This window comes from Clostridioides sp. ES-S-0049-02, from assembly GCF_020658465.1.
Lineage (GTDB): Bacteria > Bacillota > Clostridia > Peptostreptococcales > Peptostreptococcaceae > Clostridioides.
The window spans coordinates 71557-90916 of the sequence record NZ_JACVWG010000001.1; the positions used below are offsets into that span (position 1 = coordinate 71557).

The window sequence follows — 19360 nt, forward strand, 5'->3', positions numbered from 1 at the left end:
GGGGGGACGACTGACTGTTTTAAATAACATCTTTGTTAAGCATCATGTTCCCCCAGATATTTATGTCAAGAAAAATTTAATGTCTCAACGCTTAATGAAAGTATTTACTCAAAATGAAATAGAGCAAGAAAATAAAGCTATGAAAAAATAAATATTTTTAGAAAGGTAGGTGAGGGAAATAGCTAAAAAGGAAATGTACCATATTGACGTTGTCATAAGTGCAAAAGGTGATGGAGAAACAAAATCCAAACTAAGTGCAATGGAAAAATACATGAAGCAAACTGAAAAAAGGATGCAAACACTTAATAGAATAAAGGTTAATCCTGCTATAAAAGCTACAGATAAAGCTTCAAGTGTTGTAAATAAAGTTAATAATAACATGAATAAAGCAAAAAAAACTGTTACAGCAAGGATAAAAGCTACAGATAATGCAAGTAATGTTGCTAATAGGGCTAGCAACAATGTTAATAAGGCTAGAAAGACAGTAACAGCAAGGATAAAAGCTACAGATAACGCGAGTTCTACTGTTAACAAAGTTAATAATAAGATAAAAGAAGTTGCTAAGCCTGTACCTCCTATAATAATCAGAGGTCAAGACGAATCTAGTTCTATAATAGATAAAGTGAAAGCTAAGATGCAGAACTTAAAAGCTGATACTATTATAAAAATAAAGTCTCAAGCTGATGAAGCTATAAATACTATTTCTCGAACTAAAAATAAATTACAGGAATTTGTGAGTAAGAGATATGAAGCAGCAGTCAAAATTCGAGATGAAGCTAGTTCAGCACTTGGAGGAATTACAGGAAAGATAAACTCTTTTGTGAGTGGAGCTATTAGTAAATTTGCTCAATTGGCTACTGCGGCAGGTGCTTTGATAGGTGGAATTGGTGTAGGTTCTGCTGTAAAAGGATTTGCAGACTTTGAGCAATCAATGAAAAATGCTCAGGCTGTTTCGAGTGCAACTTCATCTGAAATGGAAGAAATGACTGCAATGGCAAGGGAAATGGGTCGTACAACTAGCTTTACAGCTAAAGATTCAGCTGATGCAATGTATTATATGGGAATGGCTGGATGGAAAAGTAAAGAAATGATTGCTGGTTTACCAGGTATCTTGAATTTGGCAGCAACAGGTCAGACAGATTTAGCACTAACAGCAGATATTGTGACTGATGGTTTAACTGCTTTAGGGCTAACTGCAAAAGATACAGGAATGTTTGTTGATGTTATGGCAGCAACAGTTACAAACTCAAATACAGATATTGAGAGAATGGGTGAAACATTTAAATATATGGGTTCTGTTGGAGGAGCTTTAGGTGTCTCAATGAAGGATTTATCTCTTGCAACAGGTCTAATGGCTAGTGCAAGTGTCAAGGGAAGTATGGCAGGTACTGCTCTAAGGGGCGGATTAGTTAGATTAATAAAACCACCAGCCGAAGCCAAAAAAGCAATGAATAAATATGGAATAGAAATAAAGAAAACAAAAGATGGAAATTTAGATTTAGCTAGAACAATCGTTGGTCTTAGAGAAAAATTAGGTGGACTTGAAGGAGTACAAAAAGGAGCTGCTATACAATCTATCTTTGGAAGAACAGCAATGGCAGGTTGGGCAGCTGTTGTAAATGCTAGTGAAAGTGACTTTAATAAACTAACAACAGCTATAAATGAAAGTGAAGGAGAAGCTAAGAGGATAGCAGACATGAAACTTGATACATTGTCAGGTCAATTTACTATTTTAAAAAGTGCTATAGATGATGTAAGAATAAGCGTAGGGCAAAGACTAGGACCTATGACAAGAGGATTTGTAGAAAAACTTATAAAAGATATGCCGAAGATAGGTGATTCTATAGTTGGAGTGACAGAAAAATTTGTTAATAATTTTGATAAGATAAAGGCAGGATTCCAAGTTTTGTTACCTGGAATCGGAGCATTAATTGGTGCAATTACATTATTAAAAGTAGCATTTGCTTTTGGTAGTGCAATAAAGTCGCTAAGAATACTTAAGGCAGCTATAGGAGCTACAAGCATAAGTGCAATGTTATTACCAATTGCTATAGGAGCTATAGTTGTGTCTTTTGCAGGAATGTCTGTTGCTATCTCTAATAATAAAGTGGCAATAATGTCTTTGCAAGAGAGGTTTGGTGTCTTTGGTGATTTTGTAACAGGACTCATGGAAAGAGTTGGAGGAACAATAAAACTTATAGGAGGAAATCTTCTTATAATTATAGGTGCTATAGGTCAAGCTATAGGAATATTACTATCAAATAAAAGTTGGGGAGAGAAAGCTTCTTCATTAAAAAATCTCTTTGGCAAAACTATGTCAGAGATAAAAACAAATACAAAGGAAGCTTTGAGTGATATAGCAGGAGAAACTTCAAATGCAACAGCTATGTTGAAGACTGCTAGCCAAAAACAATTACAAGGAGTGACAAAAGCTTTTTCAACAGCTTTTGAACAATCTAAAAATATAACTGAGAGAAAGTCAGGAGAAATTGCAAAAGCATTAAGTAGTAGCTTAAATGGTATGGGTGAAGGTTCTCTTACTATGATGAGAGGTTTGGACGATAACATGGCTATAATTTTGTCGGGTGTAAGTGCTAATATGAGACCTGATGAAAAAGTTGACAAAATTACTAAAAACTTAGATGATGCCTTTAAGGCAGGAAAATTGAATGCAGAAGACTACAGAAATAGCATACAAGAAACAATGAATTTTATAAATAAATATGGAGCTGGTTCTTCTAACCGTATTAAACAAGGTATGAGCGACGCTTTCAATGCATTTAAAGAAGGAACTAATGTAGGTGGGTTGAAAGACGGAGTTACTGGAATGCTAAATTCGCTGAAATCAACAGGACCACAGGCTCTAGAAACATTGAAAAGTCTAGGTGGTAAAGCATCAGAGATTTTTAAGGGAGTGGATTTTAATTCTTCTATAGACACGCAAAAAACTAAAGTATTACAGAATCTAAATAGTCTAGGATTGGAAGGAACACAAGCTATAGACACATTAAGAACTATTTTCTCGCAAGCCTCTACTGTACTAGATACTACAAATCTAAAACAAGGTTTAAGCGACACATTTAATTCATTCAAAATTGGATTTAATCAAGAGGGAATAAATGGAGCAATAAGTAACATGCTTGGAACTGTAAACCAAATAGGACCACAAATGCAAGAAGCCCTAGTGAAAATGGATGGAAATATGGGGCAAGTATTTGCTAATGTAGACTTTAGCACTCCAATAGAAACACAAGCTAGTAAGGTTCTAGAAAATTTGAATAATCTAGGAATAGAAGGACCAAAGGCTCTAGAAACTGTAAGGAGTATCTTTACTCAAGCATCTTCACAAATACAAGGTTCAGCTTCTCAAACAGCACAGCAAGCAAACCAACAGGTTGTAGATGCTCTAACGCAAGGAAATCCAACTGTACAACAGGCAGGACAACAACTCGGAACAGATATAACAAATGGTGTTGTTAGTGGAGTTCAAGCAGGAGTGCCAGTAGTACAACAAAAAGGTAATGAATTAGGAGTAGCAACTCAACAAGGTGTTACAGATGCTTTAAATAATGCTACACCTCAAGTTAACAGTTCTAATCTTACAACTGGCATAGATACAGCATTTAACCAAGCTACTGCAACAGTCCAACAAGGAGCTACAAATATGTATAATGGGGCTAAGCAAAGCTTTAGCCAATTAGCTCAAGTTGGAAGAGAAGCAGGTTCGAGTTTATATAATGGTGCTACAACTTCTTTTAATATGTTAGCAACAAATGTTAGAGTAGCGTGTAGTAGTATGTACAATGGTGCTAGAATATCTTTTACAAGTTTAAGTAGTTCAGCTATAAGTGCTATTTCTGCTATGTGTAGTTCTGTAGTAAGTCAAGTTAGTGCTATGTCGAGTCAAGTTATTAGCTATTGGAATAGTGTAAGAGCAACAGTTTCAGCACCAATCTCTGCATCTTTTAATGTTAAGACTACTCAAACAACTGTCAAAAGAACAGTAAATGAAGGAGGCGGAATACTAAGTAATATATTTGGTCGATTTGCTGATGGTGGAGTCGCAACAAGAACTTCTATATGCGGAGAAGATGGAGCTGAAATGGTAATTCCTCTTTCTAACAATAGAAGAAATCGAGCGATAGGCTTGTATGAACAAACAGGTAAAATGTTAGGATTAGGCTCAACTCCATCACAAAAAATTGGAGGAAGTTATTCTAATATTGTAAATAATGTTAGACAATTTCCTTTTACAAATGATTTGGATACAGATAATAAAGAATATAGAGAAGCTCAACCACAGAATTTAATTTCAAATAATGGGAATACAATAAATTTAGGTGGAATATCTATCAATATTCAAGAGAGTAATAACAAGGAAGATATGATACAAGAAATATTATCTCAAGTAGAAAGTGAAATAAGAGAAGCGTTACAAGACATTGGATAATGTCGAATTGTTGTTAAAAAAAATCCTCCTTATAAATGATATAATATTGTTAAAATATGCAAATTTATGAGGGGGAAATTTTATGTGGCAGAAATTTAAAAAACTAAATATTGTTATGAGAATTATTATAGCTCTTATGGCTATATGTTTTTTTCCGATTACACTTGTGGTTTTTTCAATCGAATTTTTAGTGAAAGCTGTTGGAAATAAAAATAAGGGTAAAATTGTCTTGGGATGTTTTTTAGCTTTATTAACAATGAGTTGTGCTAGGTCAATTTATCTTACAAGAGGTTTAGATGATAAGGATTCTACACCAGTTAAACAAGTTTCATATACAGACAATAATAAGTCTAAAAATAAAATGAATGAAGAAAACGAAGAGAAAGCACAAGAGGAGGTCAAGAAAAAAGAAGAAGAAGATAAAAATAGCCAAGAAAATAATGCAGAAGATAATAATAATAAAAATGATGTAGGGACTAATATAAAAAACGAAATAAAGTCTATGGAAAAAGGTAGCGTATTGGATGTTCAATACACACAATTAGACGAAAACAATAAAATTGCAGTTATAAAAATGCAACTATTGGATAACTTTAGTCCTAAGGATATGTTAAAAAGTGGTTTTCTATCTGCAAAAAATATAATAAAAGCTACAGATGAAAAATATTCAAGTAGTATCACGCAATATCAGTTTTGGTTTGTAGCGAATTTAATTGATAGCTCGGGTAATAAAGACCAACAAAAAGTTTTGTCATTTGAGTATAGTAGAAGTACGCTACAGGGCATAAATTGGATTGCTACAACAACTGATGAATTTATGAACATGGCAGAAAATGTATGGTTACATCCAGCATTTAATAACTAATAATATAGACATTTTTAAGGAGTGCATATATGAAAAAACAAGAGGTATTATATATATTAGATGATAATATAAAAACTAGCTATATAAAAAAGTGTATAAAAGAAACTTTAGTTGAACCAACTCTTTTTAGCATTGATATAGAATGGTTGACATGCAAGACATATAACGAGGAATTGCATCAAGATTACTTAGTTATGCTCAATGAGAAAATATATAAATTGAAGAAGTTTGCTGATTTTGTAGAAGGCCTAGGAGAAGTAAGTATAAATAATCTATCTAGTGTATACGATTTGGGAGTGTATGATGACTATATAATTAGGTGCATAAGTGGTTGGGAATGGGAAACAAACAGTAAAGACGAAGAAATAGACAACATTTTCGTGCAACAACTTATTGATGAAGCTTTAGAAAAAGAATATGAATAAGAGAAAAGCATTTACTTATTAAGAGTAAGTGCTTTTTTATTGTAAAAAAGAGGTGATAACTTGGTAATAGACATATACCTAAAAAATGAAAAAGAAAAAATAGATTTTCATTTTCCAGTAAATCCACAAGATTCTTTATCTATAAAAAAAGAAAAAAGATTTGAAACTGTAGATATAGTAAATCTAGGTGAATTTGACATTAAAAAAGAAGGAGAGAAGATAAGAGAAATATCATTCAAGACATTCTTACCTAACTTATATGATGCTTCTTATTGCAGATATGGCGAGTTAAAAAATCCTACTGAAATAGTTGCAATGCTTGAAAAATGGGTAGACCAAGCCGAACCTCTAAGACTTATAATGACTGGTTTTGGTTACAATGGATTAGTTACAATATCTAGTTTTAGCAATACTCAAACAGCAGGAAGAGAAGAAGACAGAGACATTGAGATAACATTTAGAACTTACAGAGAACTAAAAATAGAGACATTAAAAAAAGAAACTAAAAGTAATACTAAAACAGATTTAAAAGATAATAGACCTAATACTCAATCATCAGCAAAAATATATACAGTTACATCTAAAGACACTTTATGGAGTATTGCAAAGAAATTTCTAGGTAAAGGTTCAAGGTGGCAAGAAATTTATAATATACCTGAAAATAAAAAAGTTATTGGTAAAAATCCAAATATTATTAAAAAAGGACAAAAGTTGGTGATACCTTCTAAATGAAAATAATACTAAATAATAAATATGACATTGCAAATTTTAATGAAGGAATAACTCTTTCAGAAGCTATAGATGGAGTTGCATATAAAATGGATGTATCCTTAATAGAAACTAAAACTTTGCAAGATATAGGGATTAAAAAAGGTGATAAAATAGTTCTAATTGACATTGCGTATGAGAGTAAAAAAGAAGAAACAATCTTCGATGGAGTCATATGGGAAACTAGAAGAAGTGAAAAAAGTAAGAAACTGACATTGTCTTGCAGAGAAAGAACAGTCTATATGGAAGAATCAGAAGAACAATATAGTTTTAAAGAAAATACAGCAACACAGAGAATCGAATATTACTGCAAACAATGGAATATACCTTACTACAATCTAGCTAATACAGGGAAGAAACTTGCTAAAGTAATACATAAGACTAATATACTAGATATGATTAAAAAAGATTTAAAGGAAACAGCTAGTAAGGGTGGAGATTTATTTAGAGTAAGAATGGATAATAAATTGAAATTATTTAAGCTTGGGACCAATGCAAATGTATATAAATTAGATAGTATATTAGAAGATGCAAACTTTATAAGTAGTTTTAATGATGCAGTAACTTCCGTAAAAGTGCTAGGTAAGAGTAAAGATGAAAATACAAAAGCACCTATCATTGGCACATATAAGAAGGACTCAGATAAGTATGGAACACTACAAAAGATTAAACAAGATGAAAAGATAACTAATGCAAAAGAAGCTAAGAAAGTAGCAGAAGCAATGTTTAATTCGGGCGAAGAAACAATAAGTGTAGATTGTGCAGTAGACATAAACAGAATAAGAGCAGGTGACAAGGTATCTCTAAAAGGAAGAGAATACTATGTTATAGATGTCACTCATACATTAGACTCTACACCAAAAATGAAGCTCAATATAGGAACTTTAGATTATATAAGGAGGAAATTTTATAACAATGACTGATGCTAGATTCAATGGAGTTGCTAGAATATTAAAAGAAAAAATGAATAAAAGTGTTAATGATGGAGTCTTTGGAATGGGTTGTTCACTTGCAGAAATAACAACAAATGGTCTTAAGGTGAATGGTTATAAAGATGAAATACAGGACTATTTAGTGTTAGAGAATTTAACATTAAAAGAAGATTATTTTACTCTTTCAGATGAAATGTTAGGTGCAGAATATAGACATAAACATAAAATAGAAACTCCAGAAGAATTAAAGCCACTAGATATAGGTGATAATGTATTAGTAGCTATTATGGGGGCTGAATTTGTAGTAATTGGGAGGGTTGTAAATGCCAAACCTATTTCCACAAAATGAAACTTTTGAAACTGTAGAATTAAAAAATAATAATGAAAATGAACTGGACCTAAAGGGTTCTTTTTTATTTGATTTTATAAAAGGTGAATTTGTCAAAAATGCAGATGGAACATTAAAAAGATGTAACAAGGTAGAGGCATATAAACAATGGTGTCAAAAAGCTATATTAACACCCAGATACAAACGGTCAGCTTATTCTAGTGTATATGGAAGTGAAATAAAAGATTTAATTGCTAGTAACTTATCCCAAAGTGCTAAAGAGCTTGAAATATCTAGGTTAATAAAAGAAACTATTTTAGTTCATCCATATACAAAAGAAGTGAGTAATTTTATATTCAATTGGCTTGAAAATAGTAGGCTTGTTAATTATGAATTTGATGTACTAACAATAGATGATGAAAATATAGTAATTGATGGCAATATAAAAAGGTAGGTGATTATATGGAAAGAGAACTACCTATACCAGTATTTTTAACAGAAGATGAGGAAGCAATACACGAAAGGATGTTAAGTAACTTTCAAGATGTTTCTATTTTGGAAGGCGATTTTGTTTATGATGCAACAAGACCTACAGCAGAAGAAGTTGCACAGTTAAAACAACTAGGGCTACAAAATAATTTAAAGATTGCATTTCCTCAAACTAGCTATGGAACTTATTTAGAGTGGCTTGGTGAATGTAAGGGAGTATTTAAAAATCAACCAACTAAATCGGTTGGCATTGTTACATTTACAGGTGTACAAGGAACTATCATTGCAAAAGGGACTGTAGTAACCACTATTGCAACTGATGAAAAACAAAGCATAGAGTTTGAGCTTCTTGAAACTAAAAGTATAGGAGAAAATGAAACAGTAGATATTAAAGCAGAATGTAGAGAAACTGGAACTATAGGAAATGTATCTCAAAATACTGTAACTGTTCTATTAGATTCGATTAATGGAATTAAATCTGTTAATAATAAAGAAGATTTCAAAGGTGGGACAGATATAGAAGACGAAGAACATTTTAGAGAAAGAGTTCTTGTAGCAGAGCAAGAAGACAAACTTAGTGGAGCTAATTCAGATTATATAAGATGGGCTAAAGAAGTAGATGGAGTTGGATATGCTTATGTAGTTCCCGAATGGAATGGAGCAGGGACAGTAAAAGTATTAATACTAGATAAAAATAGGAAAGCAGCAACACAAGAATTAATAGATAAGGTCCAAGAATATATATATCCATTAAATATATCAGAAGAAGAAAATAGAGACGGGAAAGCTCCTATTGGGGCTTTAGTAACAGTTGTAACACCCGAAATACTACTTATTAATGTAAAAGCTAGTTTTATATTTAGTAACAGTTTTAGTGAAGAAACAGTATTAAACAATCTAAAAACTAAGATAGACAAATATTTAGATAAGATTGATTTAGGTGGAACAGTCTCATACAATGCTATACAGGCTATAGTAGGTTCTATGATGTTGACAGACGAAGGCATACAGGACTTTTCTAATCTTACTATAAATGATGTAAAAGAAAATATAAAATTGCAGGACCAAGTGGTCGGAGTAGGGGAAATAGTTAACGAGGTGGTTGGATGATAGCTTCTAAAAAAGGTAGAGAAATGCTTCTTACATTGTCACCAATATATGAACAATCTATCATAATGCAAAGCTTATATGAAGCTATAGGAAGTGAATTTGATAATTTAGAGTTATTAAATAAAGAAATAGAATTACAATTATTTCCTCAGACTGCAACGTGGGGTTTAAGTTTTTGGGAAAATAGAGTAGGTTTATCTACTAACTTAGATGAACATATAGAAACTAGGAGAAGAAAAGTCATTGCTAAACTTCAAAGCAAATATATTATGACACCTAAAAGAATGTCTATGATACTTCAATCTTATACAGGTGCAAATATAAAAATAAATGAAAACATATCTCCATATACTTTTGGTGTTGAATTAACCAGTACTCAAGGTTTTCCTAGAGATTTAGAAGATTTATATAAGAGAGTAAATGTTATAAAACCTTCTCATCTATCTGTAAGTTATAAGTTAGTATCTTTATTAAAAAGTAAAACTTATTTTGCACAAACAACAATTATGAGTGAAGAAATAACAGTATATCCTTATTCAAGTAAAGAAGTAAAAGCTAATGTTAAAGCTAAGTTTGCATTAGCTCATAACATGAGTTCAGAAATATTAACAGTGTATCCAAAAGGAGGTGGTATAAATGGCTGATGAACAATTTTACACTATACTTACGAATATAGGTAAAGCTAAAATTGCTAATGCAGGAATGCTAGGTAAATCAGTAGTACTAGAGAAGATTCAAGCAGGTGATGGAGGAGGAAGCTATTACAATCCAACAGAAGACCAAACAGCATTAAAAAATAAAGTTTGGGAAGGTAATATAAATGCTTTTGACAAGGATGAAAATAATCCTAATTGGATTATTGCAACAGCATGTGTGCCTGGTTCAATAGGTGGATTTACAGTTAGAGAAATGGCTCTCATAGATAATGAAGGAGATATGATTGCAATTTGTAAAAGTCCTGAAACATACAAGCCAAAAGTTGGCAATGGAGCTATGAAAGATTTGTATTTGAAATTTATCATAGAGGTATCTAATGTAGAGAAAGTAACCTTAGTTGTTGACCCAACTGCGATATTTTTAACTAAAAAAGATGAAGAAAAGATATTAATAAATATCAATAAGTTAGATACTAAAATTGATACAACTAAAACAGAGTTAACGAGCAACATAGAAACTACTAAGACAGAGATTAACACTAAGATAGGTGATACAACACAACTTACTACAACAGATAAAACAAATATAGTTAGTGCATTAAATGAGGTAAAAACTAGTGTAGATAGTATAGAAACAACAGCAGAGAAAACAAGTTATAACAATGCAACAAGCAATCTTACTGCTACAAATGTTCAAAATGCGATTGATGAGGTTGTTGCAAAGATAGAAAGATTTAATGAGGTTAATATATCTATACAAAATGATATGTTACCTATTTAAGAAAGGAGAGTGATAAGGTGCAGACAGTATGGAATTTTAATTATACAGGTTCACCACAAAGTGTAATATTAAAACCTGGCAAATATAAAATGGAGTGTTATGGTGCTTCTGGCGGTATTAATAATTCTTCTTGGGATACTAATGCTAGAGGCGGATATTCTAAAGGCGAACTTACATTAAATAAACTAACTACATTGTATGTTTATGTTGGGGAAACTGGTTTTGCTTCTTCATCTACTAGTAATAACACTAAAAAAGGTTTTAATGGTGGAGGTAAAGGTTATTTAAATCAACAGGTTATGGGTACTTATTATTCTATGTACGGTGGTGGTGCCACTGATATAAGAACTGTTGGAGATGCTTGGGATAATTCTCAAAGCTTGCTTTCTCGTATAATTGTTGCTGGTGGAGGTGGTGGTGCATATTATCCTTATACTGGTGGTGCAGGAGGTGGATTAGAAGGAGGTAATGGATATAGCGCAAATTCTACACATCGCCCTGGTGGTACACAATACCAAGGTGGTATCGGTCGTGTAAGTACAGAAAATGGAAGTTTTGGAAAAGGTTGTTCCGTTATAACAGGAGATGGAAGCGGAGGTGGAGGTGGCTGGTTTGGTGGCTCTGCTATAATAGGAGTTGGTGGAGCAGGAGGTGGAAGTGGTTATGTGTTAACTAAAGATAGCTATAAACCATCTGGATATACGCCTACATCTAAATATTATCTTAGTGATGTTATTATGATTGTTGGTGGTAATACTACTAAAGCAGATGGTTATGCCAAGATAACATTATTACAGGCATTACCATTTTTAACTATATCCTCTTATAACTCCACACAAGCAACATTTAAAGCAGACCATACAGACCCTACATTATTAACTAAAATAGAGTGGTTTATTGATGATGCATTAAAAGAAACAATAACAACAGATTTAACATCAGAGAAAACAATTAACTATACATTAGAAGATAATGCACTGCACACACTTAAAATAGTTGTTACAGATAGTGCCAATGCTACAGCAGAAAAGGTATTGAGTATAAGTAAAGGAATTGCACCTCTTCCAAGTGGTTCTACAACTGAGGAGGTTACAAGCAAATGGATAGAAATTAAAGATACATTTAAAAGTGGTAAAACAAGTATTATAAATACTTTAGCATTAAAGAATATAGAAGCAAGTTTAAATAATACACTTGTGGAGTTATCAGAGAAAATAAAAACTTCTTTTGACAGTTCAGACGCTAGTGAGCAGGATTTAATAAATCAACTAACACAAGCAAATAACACTATAACTCAGTTAAATACTCAAATAAGTGGATTAAATTCTAAATATAAATTTGCCTATAGTACTGATATTACTAAAAGTTGGATGATTGATTGTGGGTTTAAACCAGATTTTGTCATTTATGAATGTTGGACTACACGAGGTCGACTTTTTGTTATATTAACTCCCTCAATATATGCTTGTTTTAACACTTCTAATAGTCGTTGGAGTATTATCTCCTCTGATTATGAAAACTCTTATGCTTATTCAAAAAATGATATTAATAGTTATTATGGTACTAAAATTAGGGACACTGGATTTAATTCTGCGGCTATGCCTGGAGATTCTTTAAATGATAAATATTATTTTTATTATGCTATTAAATGTTTGTAGGAGGTTTAATATATGAAAAATATAGGAAGAATAGTTTTTTATGATAATGATACAGGGGATATATTAATGTTTTATGGAGAAAAAACAGTAAGTAATAGTATAGATATCAATATTCCTAAAATAGATTCTATTGAGTTGCCATATGGAAGTATAGATTATACTAGAAATAGGCTAATAGGTATAAATGTAGAAACAAAAGAACCAATTTTGGAAGAAATAAAAGTAGAGTTAACAGAAGAAGAAAAGAGAATACAAGAGTTAGAAAATCAATTACTAATTGCAGAAAATGAAAAAGTAGGAGGAATTTTATAATGAATGTAAATAGTGTTGTAGTAAGAATACTAGCAGAGAGAATATTAAACAAAGGATTGAACCCTTTAAAAAATCGAGAGTTTGAGTTAGATGATGTAACTAACACAGAGTACAGAAAGGCTGTAGAAGATTATATAATTAAAGAAAGTGGAGTAGTAGAAGGAACAGAACTTACAAAATAGATAATGTTCTTTTTTTTATTCCCCAAAATATATAAATTAATTTACATTTTGCCTACACTTCATCTACACTTTGCAGACGTTTATGGTTTTAAAATTAGGTACAATAAAACCATAAATTAAGAAAGAGGTGTATTAAATGGCAACAGTTTATGAATTTAATTATACGGGAAGTGAACAAAGTATTACATTAAAGCCTGGTAAATATAAATTAGAATGTTGGGGTGCATGTGGTGGTCGTGGTGGTAATCCTCCATCTGACGCTATATTCGGTCATGGTGGTTATTCATGTGGTGAATTGATATTAAAAAAAGGTACTAAGTTTTATGTTTATGTTGGTCAAGTTGGCTTAGGTAGTAATTCCACTGTTAACTCTTTTAATGGTGGTGGTCGTGGTAATTCTATTGGTGGAGGTGGAGCTACTGATATAAGACTTGTTGGAGGTGATTGGGATAATCCACAAGGGCTATTATCACGTATAATTGTAGCAGGAGGAGGTGGAGGCGTTTATTTTGGTGCTTCTTCTACTGCTATCAAAGCTGGTGTTGGTGGTGGCTTTGAAGGAGTTACTGGTAAAGGTGTTAATAATACTCATACCCCAGGTGGTACTCAATTTCAAGGTGGAATAAGTTCTATTGAAGATGGAAATGGTGTTTTTGGTATTGGTGGTACACCTGCTGGTACTAAATATATTGCTTACTGTGGTGGTGGTGGCGGTTGGTATGGTGGTGGTTGTAGCTATAGTGTTACATGTGGTGGCGGAGGAGGAAGTAGTTATGCTTTAACCAAAGATAGTTACAAACCAAAAGGGTATATACCAACTTATGAATATTTTTTAGAAAATGTTGAAAGTGTTGCAGGAGCAAATACTGATGGCACTCATGGTTATGCACAAATAACATTACTTCAAGCATTACCACTTTTAACAGTATCATCTTATAACTATACACAAGCAACATTCAAAGCAGAGCACACAGACCCTGCACTACTAACTAAGATAGAAATATTTATAGATGATATATTAAAAGAAACAATCACAACCGATTTAACAACAGAAAAAACAATAAACTATGAACTTACAGACAATGCACTACACACACTTAAAATAGTTGTTACAGACAGTGCTAATGCTACAGTAGAAAAAGTATTAAGTATAAGCAAGAATATAATGCCATTAGGTGATGATGCCAGTCTACAAGACATAGCAACAAAAGTTAGCGAAATGAAAGATGGTTTAATCAATGGAAAAACTTCTATTATAAATGTATTAGGGTTGAAAAATATTGAATCAAGTTTAAATAATACATTAGTAGAGTTATCTGAGAAGATTAAATCGTCTTTTGATAGTGGAGACGCTAGCTTACAGGACTTAACAAATAAGTTAACACAAGCCAATAACACTATAACACAATTACAAGGTAAAATTGGCAAGTTTAAAAGTGGTACTACTACTGTTGAGACGTCTTCTGGTAATTTAGCATATGTTAGTTATTATGATAATGATACTAGTTCAATTAAAGTTACTGGGATTAGATTAACTAATATTGGATTTAAACCAAATGTTGTTTTTATTAAGGGGGCAGGAGGGGGTTATTATGACTTTTATACTATTGCTTTTGATTCTAATTTAACTAGTAAACCTAACTTTTGCTATTGTGCTTCTCTTGACCGCAGAAATAGTTCTTATGATAAGCATTATTATGTCAAGATTAATCAAAGTAGTGAAACTAATGATAATGCTGTAGGTATGTATAATGACAGAGTATTCTTACCATTTTTGTTTACTGGAAGTAATCCTGGAGCTACTTTTGATTGGTTTGCTATTAAATATATATAGATAATCTAAAATACAATAAAATAAATATGTAGAATTAATAAATTTATCATACAAGATACAAGAAGTTTTAATAACATATAAGGCTTAGATAACCTCTAAGTCTTATTTTAATACAAATAAGGAGGTTTTCATGAATGAAGAACTTTTCAACGCAGATTTAAAAAGACATGAAACAAGAATAAATAAACATGGAGAAGAAATAGACGAATTAAAGATAGCGAATATAGAATCTAAAGCAGAATTAAAAGCATTGTGCGAGAATCTAAACTCACTTACAAGCATGTTAAAGTGGTTAATTGGGACAATGATTACAACTCTAGTAGGGTTCTTTATATTTGCAATACAGAGAGGAATATTTTAAATTAGGAGGAAAATAAATGGATAATTTAATAAGTTTCATACCAGAGCAGTTACTAATTTTAGTTGCTGCTCTTTATGTTATAGGAGCAGGATGTAAGAAATATAAACAATTAGATAACAAGTATATTCCAGTAGTGTTATTAGCACTTGGGATAGGTTTCTCAATATGGATGTTAGGACTAAATCCTAGTGCAGTCTTACAAGGAGTAATTTGTTGGGGTATATCAATAGGTATAAATCAAACTTACAAACAGTTAAAGGATGGTGAGAAATAATGAAAATAGGTATAAATTGTGGACATACAAAAACAGGACCAGGAAGTGGAGCTATAGGTAAAATAAATGAGTCAACAGAAACTAGAAATGTAGGATATAAAGTAATAGATAAATTAAAAAAATTAGGTAATAATGTAGTCGATTGTACTATAGATAAAGCATCTACCCAATCAGAATGTTTGTCTAAAATAACAGCACAAGCAAATAGACAGGATTTGGATTGGTTCATATCAATACACTTTAACGCAGGTGGTGGTAAAGGGTGCGAAGTGTATACTTATAAAGGTAAACAGTATCAAGATGCTATAGATGTTTGTAAAAAAATTTCTGATTTAGGATTTACAAATAGAGGAGTAAAAGATGGAAGTGGGTTATATGTAGTAAATAAAACTAAAGCTAAAAGTATGTTAATAGAAGTATGCTTCGTAGATAGTGAAGATGCGAATAAATATTTGGAATTAGGAGCTGATAAGTTAGCTACCGCAATAGTAGAAGCTATAACTAAACATATAAGTTCAGCAGAAGAAAATAATTACAATAGATATAAACATACAATAGTGTACAGTGGTGATGATAAAGTATCAGCAGACCTTTTAGGATTATATTACAAGAGATTAAAAGAAAGTTATTTAGTTACAGATATAAAAGACTATAAGCCACACCAAACGCAAAATCTGTATGTAATTGGTGGAGTAACCTGTAATAAGATGAAAGAAATGAGTAAGACCACAGGAGAAAAGTTTACTCAGATATATGCTGATGATGTGTGGTCAACAATGGATAAGGCTAGAGAATTTGTAAAAGAAAAATTATAAGTTTTAAAGTTTTATTTAAACAAGTATATAGATAAGAAAAATTTATATCAAAGTTTTTCTTATCTATTTTTTCTTATAAATATATTTATTAAATTTATAAAAACATATATTTCTAGAAAAAATATGTTTTTTGACTATTTATGCGTTTTTGATGACTAGTTAGACAGCAAGTGTTGAATATTTTGAATATTTAATTTATTATTTTAATAAATAATTATATATAAGTACACATATAATTATTTATTAAAATAAAATTAAGAGGTGATTTTATGAATTTAGATTTTCACTATTATGGTACATATCTTGCAGCTAAAATAGCTGGTTATAATGATTCTGATGCAAATACAATAGCTTATGCTGCTCAATATGTGGATGAATCAACTAAGAGTATGATTCTTGAAGATGTAAATTTTACACTACCTACAGTACAGACAACTTTAGAATTTGAAAAATATTATGCAGATTTTACTTCATGGGGCTATAAATGGAATCTTGATAGTTTGAATGAAATAAGAAAAGTATGGATACCATTTCATTTTTTACCTGGAAATTTGAACAACCAATATGAATATAATGGAGTTAAAGAAAGTACAGGACTTACAACAAACTGGAAATTTAAAGATGGAGATGAGAGAAGATTTAGATTAATGTGTTTACCAAATAGTGAAACTGTTTCTTCTATTATAAATGACCTTATCTATTTTCATAGTACCGAAGAATATAAATTACAATTTATTGGAATGAGAATGCATGTACTTGCAGATACATGGGCACACATGTATTTTATTGGAAGACCTGAATGGTATATTAATGATGTTAAAGAATTTATAGCAGAAGAAAGTAAATACATAGAAGAAACTAAATGGACTAAAGCAGAAGAATATCGTAATGGTAGCTGGCATGCTATTAATGTTTCTGGTACTCCTGAGGTTGGTGGATATGAAGGAATTGCATATCTTGGACATGGAAGAATGGGTCATATACCAGACTATGGATATCTTAATTACAGATATGTTCCAAATTGGAGTTGTACTGATGATAAAGTGAAGATACAAAAAAATAATCAAGATAATTTCTTTAAAGCATTTTGTCAAATGGTATATGCACTAAAGTGTATTAAGAATGGTACTGATTTTAGCCTAAATCAATATGAGAGTTTAACAGAAAATCAGAAAATAGAAGTTACAAAAGTAATAACAACTAGAAAAGATGACCAGTCAGATGCATGGAAAAAAGCAATAAAAGCTTTAGGATATAGTTCTTTAGATAACTTTGATAAAAACAAATGGAAAAATGAATTTGAAAAATCTTCTAATAAGAAAAAAACTAACTATTATTATTTTAATATAGTAGCCAAGAAACATGTGGATTATGTAAGTAATTTCTTAGAAGAAAAGGTGTTAAAGTTAGAAGAAATGTGTAGTGAATATTGTGAATTCAAGACTTTTGATGACAACCAATTTGCTAAAAATAGAAATAAATTAACAAAGATTATACTTAGAGGAGCTTTTATAGTTGATGCTATACAGTTTGTGTATGATGGAAAATATAAAACTCAACTACATGGAGAACCTTTTGGAGGTAGCATAGTATCTATGGATTTAGATGCAGATGATTACATAATTAAAATAAGTGGTTCTATAGGATGGTTTACTGGTTTACCTATACCAGCTAGAACAATAGGTAAAATAACTTTTTTAACTAAAAAAGGAAAAACTATAACAGCAGGAGAAGAAAGAGCATTTAAGAAATATGGAAACTTTACTCTAGAACCAGAATCTGGTAAACAAATATTTGCCCTTCAGGGTTCATACTCAGTATATAAATTTAGTTCAGAGTATAGCAAAAGATATTTAGATTGTCTAGGGATTGCTTGTATGAAATAATTACATGAAAGAATGTTTAAAAGCCAAATTAGAAATTTTTATTTAATCGATAGATTAAAAGGTAGCAACTAGCGTTAGTTGCTACCTTTTAAAGCGTAGGTATATAAGAAACTAAGTATAGCCATTTTCCAAATATCAATGATAGTATAAAGCCCGAAAGAAATATACCTAATATATACCATAAAAAAGTATTTAGATTCTTTTTCATAAATAACCACCAACTTATATTATATTTAATCTTCTTAATTAAAGTATATCAATAATAAGTATAAAGAGTATATAAAATATTACAAATATTAACAGGATACATAAAACTAGAAATATCATTTTTTATAACATAAAAACAAGAGAACTATATTTTTATTATTACAATTCTCTTGCTTTAAGTTGTTAATCCTTTATATATTCAAAAATTTCTTCTATGCTTACATTAAATACATTAGCAATATCAAATGCTAGTTTCAATGAAGGATTATATTTTCCGTTTTCTAGGTTGCCAATAGTTTCTCTTCTTACACCTACCAATGATGCAAGTTCTTCTTGATTCATATTGTACCTTGCTCTATATTCTTTAGTCTTTGAACGAATTATCATTATTCTAATCCTTTTCCTTCTTTATGTTGTAGATATGCGAAAATTCCTATAAAACTAATCATTGCTATAGAAAAGCTAATTCCTAGTCCATTTTCTATATTAGAAGTTTTATCTGAAATAATAGATATAACCATAGATGCTGATAATGATGTAAGTGTTAAGAAAAATGCTGGTGTTGCTGCTTTTCTTAAATTTTCTTTAAATAATTCATCTGGCATTATATTAAAGTATCTAAAGAAAACAAAAAACGCACAGAAGCTAATTGTATGTATTTCACCATTATATAATATACCAATTAGCCCTAGAAAACCTAAGAAACCTAAAAATCCAAGCTTATTTAGTTCTTTAAAATTTTTCATTAATAATTCCTCCCATACTATGTAATGTGATGTATTTTTAACTTCTTGTTAAGAATATATAACATTTTATGGTTGTCATGCAATATAAAAAATAAATTTAATATAAAAAAATATTTTATAAATATTACTTATCTATATTATTAATAAAATAAGTAGTTTTTTATTATTTAAAAAGAAATACATAAAACTATAGTAGAAGTTGTAACAATAAAACGAACAAAAATTATCATACTAAAACATAAGACATGTTATAATTGTGTTAGATATATACATTAACATAC

At 30.9% G+C, this 19360-nt stretch carries 20 protein-coding genes; 18 read left to right on the forward strand and 2 right to left on the reverse strand.

What is annotated here, in order from left to right; genetic code table 11:
• The first annotated feature begins 193 nt into the window (after nt 1-193).
• From IC213_RS00435 to IC213_RS00520, 18 genes are all read left to right on the forward strand, one after another.
• Nucleotides 194-4450, forward strand: coding sequence for a phage tail tape measure protein (locus IC213_RS00435; RefSeq protein WP_227862604.1), 4257 nt, complete (start codon nt 194-196; stop codon nt 4448-4450).
• Nucleotides 4451-4532: 82 nt separating this feature from the next.
• On the forward strand, nt 4533-5315 hold the full coding sequence (locus tag IC213_RS00440; protein WP_227862605.1) for a hypothetical protein: 783 nt from the start codon (nt 4533-4535) through the stop codon (nt 5313-5315).
• Nucleotides 5316-5344: 29 nt separating this feature from the next.
• Nucleotides 5345-5740, forward strand: coding sequence for a hypothetical protein (locus tag IC213_RS00445; RefSeq protein WP_227483870.1), 396 nt, complete (start codon nt 5345-5347; stop codon nt 5738-5740).
• 60 nt (nt 5741-5800) lie between these two features.
• Nucleotides 5801-6472, forward strand: coding sequence for a LysM peptidoglycan-binding domain-containing protein (locus tag IC213_RS00450; RefSeq protein WP_227483871.1), 672 nt, complete (start codon nt 5801-5803; stop codon nt 6470-6472).
• Complete coding sequence (locus IC213_RS00455) at nt 6469-7431, forward strand: XkdQ (RefSeq protein ID WP_227862606.1); 963 nt, start codon at nt 6469-6471, stop codon at nt 7429-7431. The genes IC213_RS00450 and IC213_RS00455 overlap by 4 nt, the downstream gene beginning before the upstream one ends.
• The gene (locus IC213_RS00460) at nt 7424-7789 is read left to right on the forward strand and encodes a hypothetical protein (protein WP_227862607.1); all 366 of its coding nucleotides are present in this window, start codon (nt 7424-7426) and stop codon (nt 7787-7789) included. The genes IC213_RS00455 and IC213_RS00460 overlap by 8 nt, the downstream gene beginning before the upstream one ends.
• Complete coding sequence (locus IC213_RS00465; protein ID WP_021425965.1) at nt 7764-8222, forward strand: DUF2634 domain-containing protein; 459 nt, start codon at nt 7764-7766, stop codon at nt 8220-8222. Before IC213_RS00460 ends, IC213_RS00465 begins: the two co-directional genes overlap by 26 nt.
• Nucleotides 8223-8230: 8 nt before the next feature.
• Nucleotides 8231-9367 (forward strand): baseplate J/gp47 family protein, encoded by a 1137-nt coding sequence (locus tag IC213_RS00470; RefSeq protein WP_227862608.1) that lies wholly within the window; start codon nt 8231-8233, stop codon nt 9365-9367.
• On the forward strand, nt 9364-10011 hold the full coding sequence (locus tag IC213_RS00475; protein ID WP_227834508.1) for a YmfQ family protein: 648 nt from the start codon (nt 9364-9366) through the stop codon (nt 10009-10011). Before IC213_RS00470 ends, IC213_RS00475 begins: the two co-directional genes overlap by 4 nt.
• On the forward strand, nt 10004-10804 hold the full coding sequence (locus IC213_RS00480) for a phage tail protein (protein WP_227862609.1): 801 nt from the start codon (nt 10004-10006) through the stop codon (nt 10802-10804). The genes IC213_RS00475 and IC213_RS00480 overlap by 8 nt, the downstream gene beginning before the upstream one ends.
• Before the next feature lie 17 nt (nt 10805-10821).
• Nucleotides 10822-12462, forward strand: coding sequence for a glycine rich domain-containing protein (locus IC213_RS00485; protein ID WP_227862610.1), 1641 nt, complete (start codon nt 10822-10824; stop codon nt 12460-12462).
• A gap of 12 nt (nt 12463-12474) precedes the next feature.
• Entirely contained in the window at nt 12475-12774 is a 300-nt protein-coding gene (locus tag IC213_RS00490; RefSeq protein ID WP_227862611.1) for a hypothetical protein, read from the forward strand.
• The gene (locus IC213_RS00495) at nt 12774-12956 is read left to right on the forward strand and encodes a hypothetical protein (protein ID WP_227862612.1); all 183 of its coding nucleotides are present in this window, start codon (nt 12774-12776) and stop codon (nt 12954-12956) included. Before IC213_RS00490 ends, IC213_RS00495 begins: the two co-directional genes overlap by 1 nt.
• A gap of 136 nt (nt 12957-13092) precedes the next feature.
• Nucleotides 13093-14790, forward strand: a complete 1698-nt coding sequence (locus IC213_RS00500) for a glycine rich domain-containing protein (protein WP_227862613.1) — start codon at nt 13093-13095, stop codon at nt 14788-14790.
• A 130-nt stretch (nt 14791-14920) separates the two neighbouring features.
• Nucleotides 14921-15151 (forward strand): hemolysin XhlA family protein, encoded by a 231-nt coding sequence (locus IC213_RS00505; RefSeq protein ID WP_021385516.1) that lies wholly within the window; start codon nt 14921-14923, stop codon nt 15149-15151.
• A 16-nt stretch (nt 15152-15167) separates the two neighbouring features.
• Nucleotides 15168-15425, forward strand: a complete 258-nt coding sequence (locus IC213_RS00510) for a phage holin family protein (RefSeq protein ID WP_167653770.1) — start codon at nt 15168-15170, stop codon at nt 15423-15425.
• Complete coding sequence (locus IC213_RS00515) at nt 15425-16240, forward strand: N-acetylmuramoyl-L-alanine amidase (RefSeq protein ID WP_227862614.1); 816 nt, start codon at nt 15425-15427, stop codon at nt 16238-16240. Before IC213_RS00510 ends, IC213_RS00515 begins: the two co-directional genes overlap by 1 nt.
• Before the next feature lie 269 nt (nt 16241-16509).
• Nucleotides 16510-18126, forward strand: coding sequence for a DUF6765 family protein (locus tag IC213_RS00520; RefSeq protein WP_227483883.1), 1617 nt, complete (start codon nt 16510-16512; stop codon nt 18124-18126).
• Between the two features lie 390 nt (nt 18127-18516).
• Here IC213_RS00520 and IC213_RS00525 read toward each other — a convergent pair whose 3' ends face one another.
• Nucleotides 18517-18720 carry a helix-turn-helix transcriptional regulator gene (locus tag IC213_RS00525; protein WP_021384460.1) on the reverse strand — a complete coding sequence of 68 codons (204 nt, stop codon included), beginning with the start codon at nt 18718-18720 and terminating at the stop codon, nt 18517-18519.
• Nucleotides 18720-19079 carry a DUF3796 domain-containing protein gene (locus IC213_RS00530; protein WP_227483884.1) on the reverse strand — a complete coding sequence of 120 codons (360 nt, stop codon included), beginning with the start codon at nt 19077-19079 and terminating at the stop codon, nt 18720-18722. The genes IC213_RS00525 and IC213_RS00530 overlap by 1 nt, the downstream gene beginning before the upstream one ends.
• Nucleotides 19080-19360 lie beyond the last annotated feature (281 nt).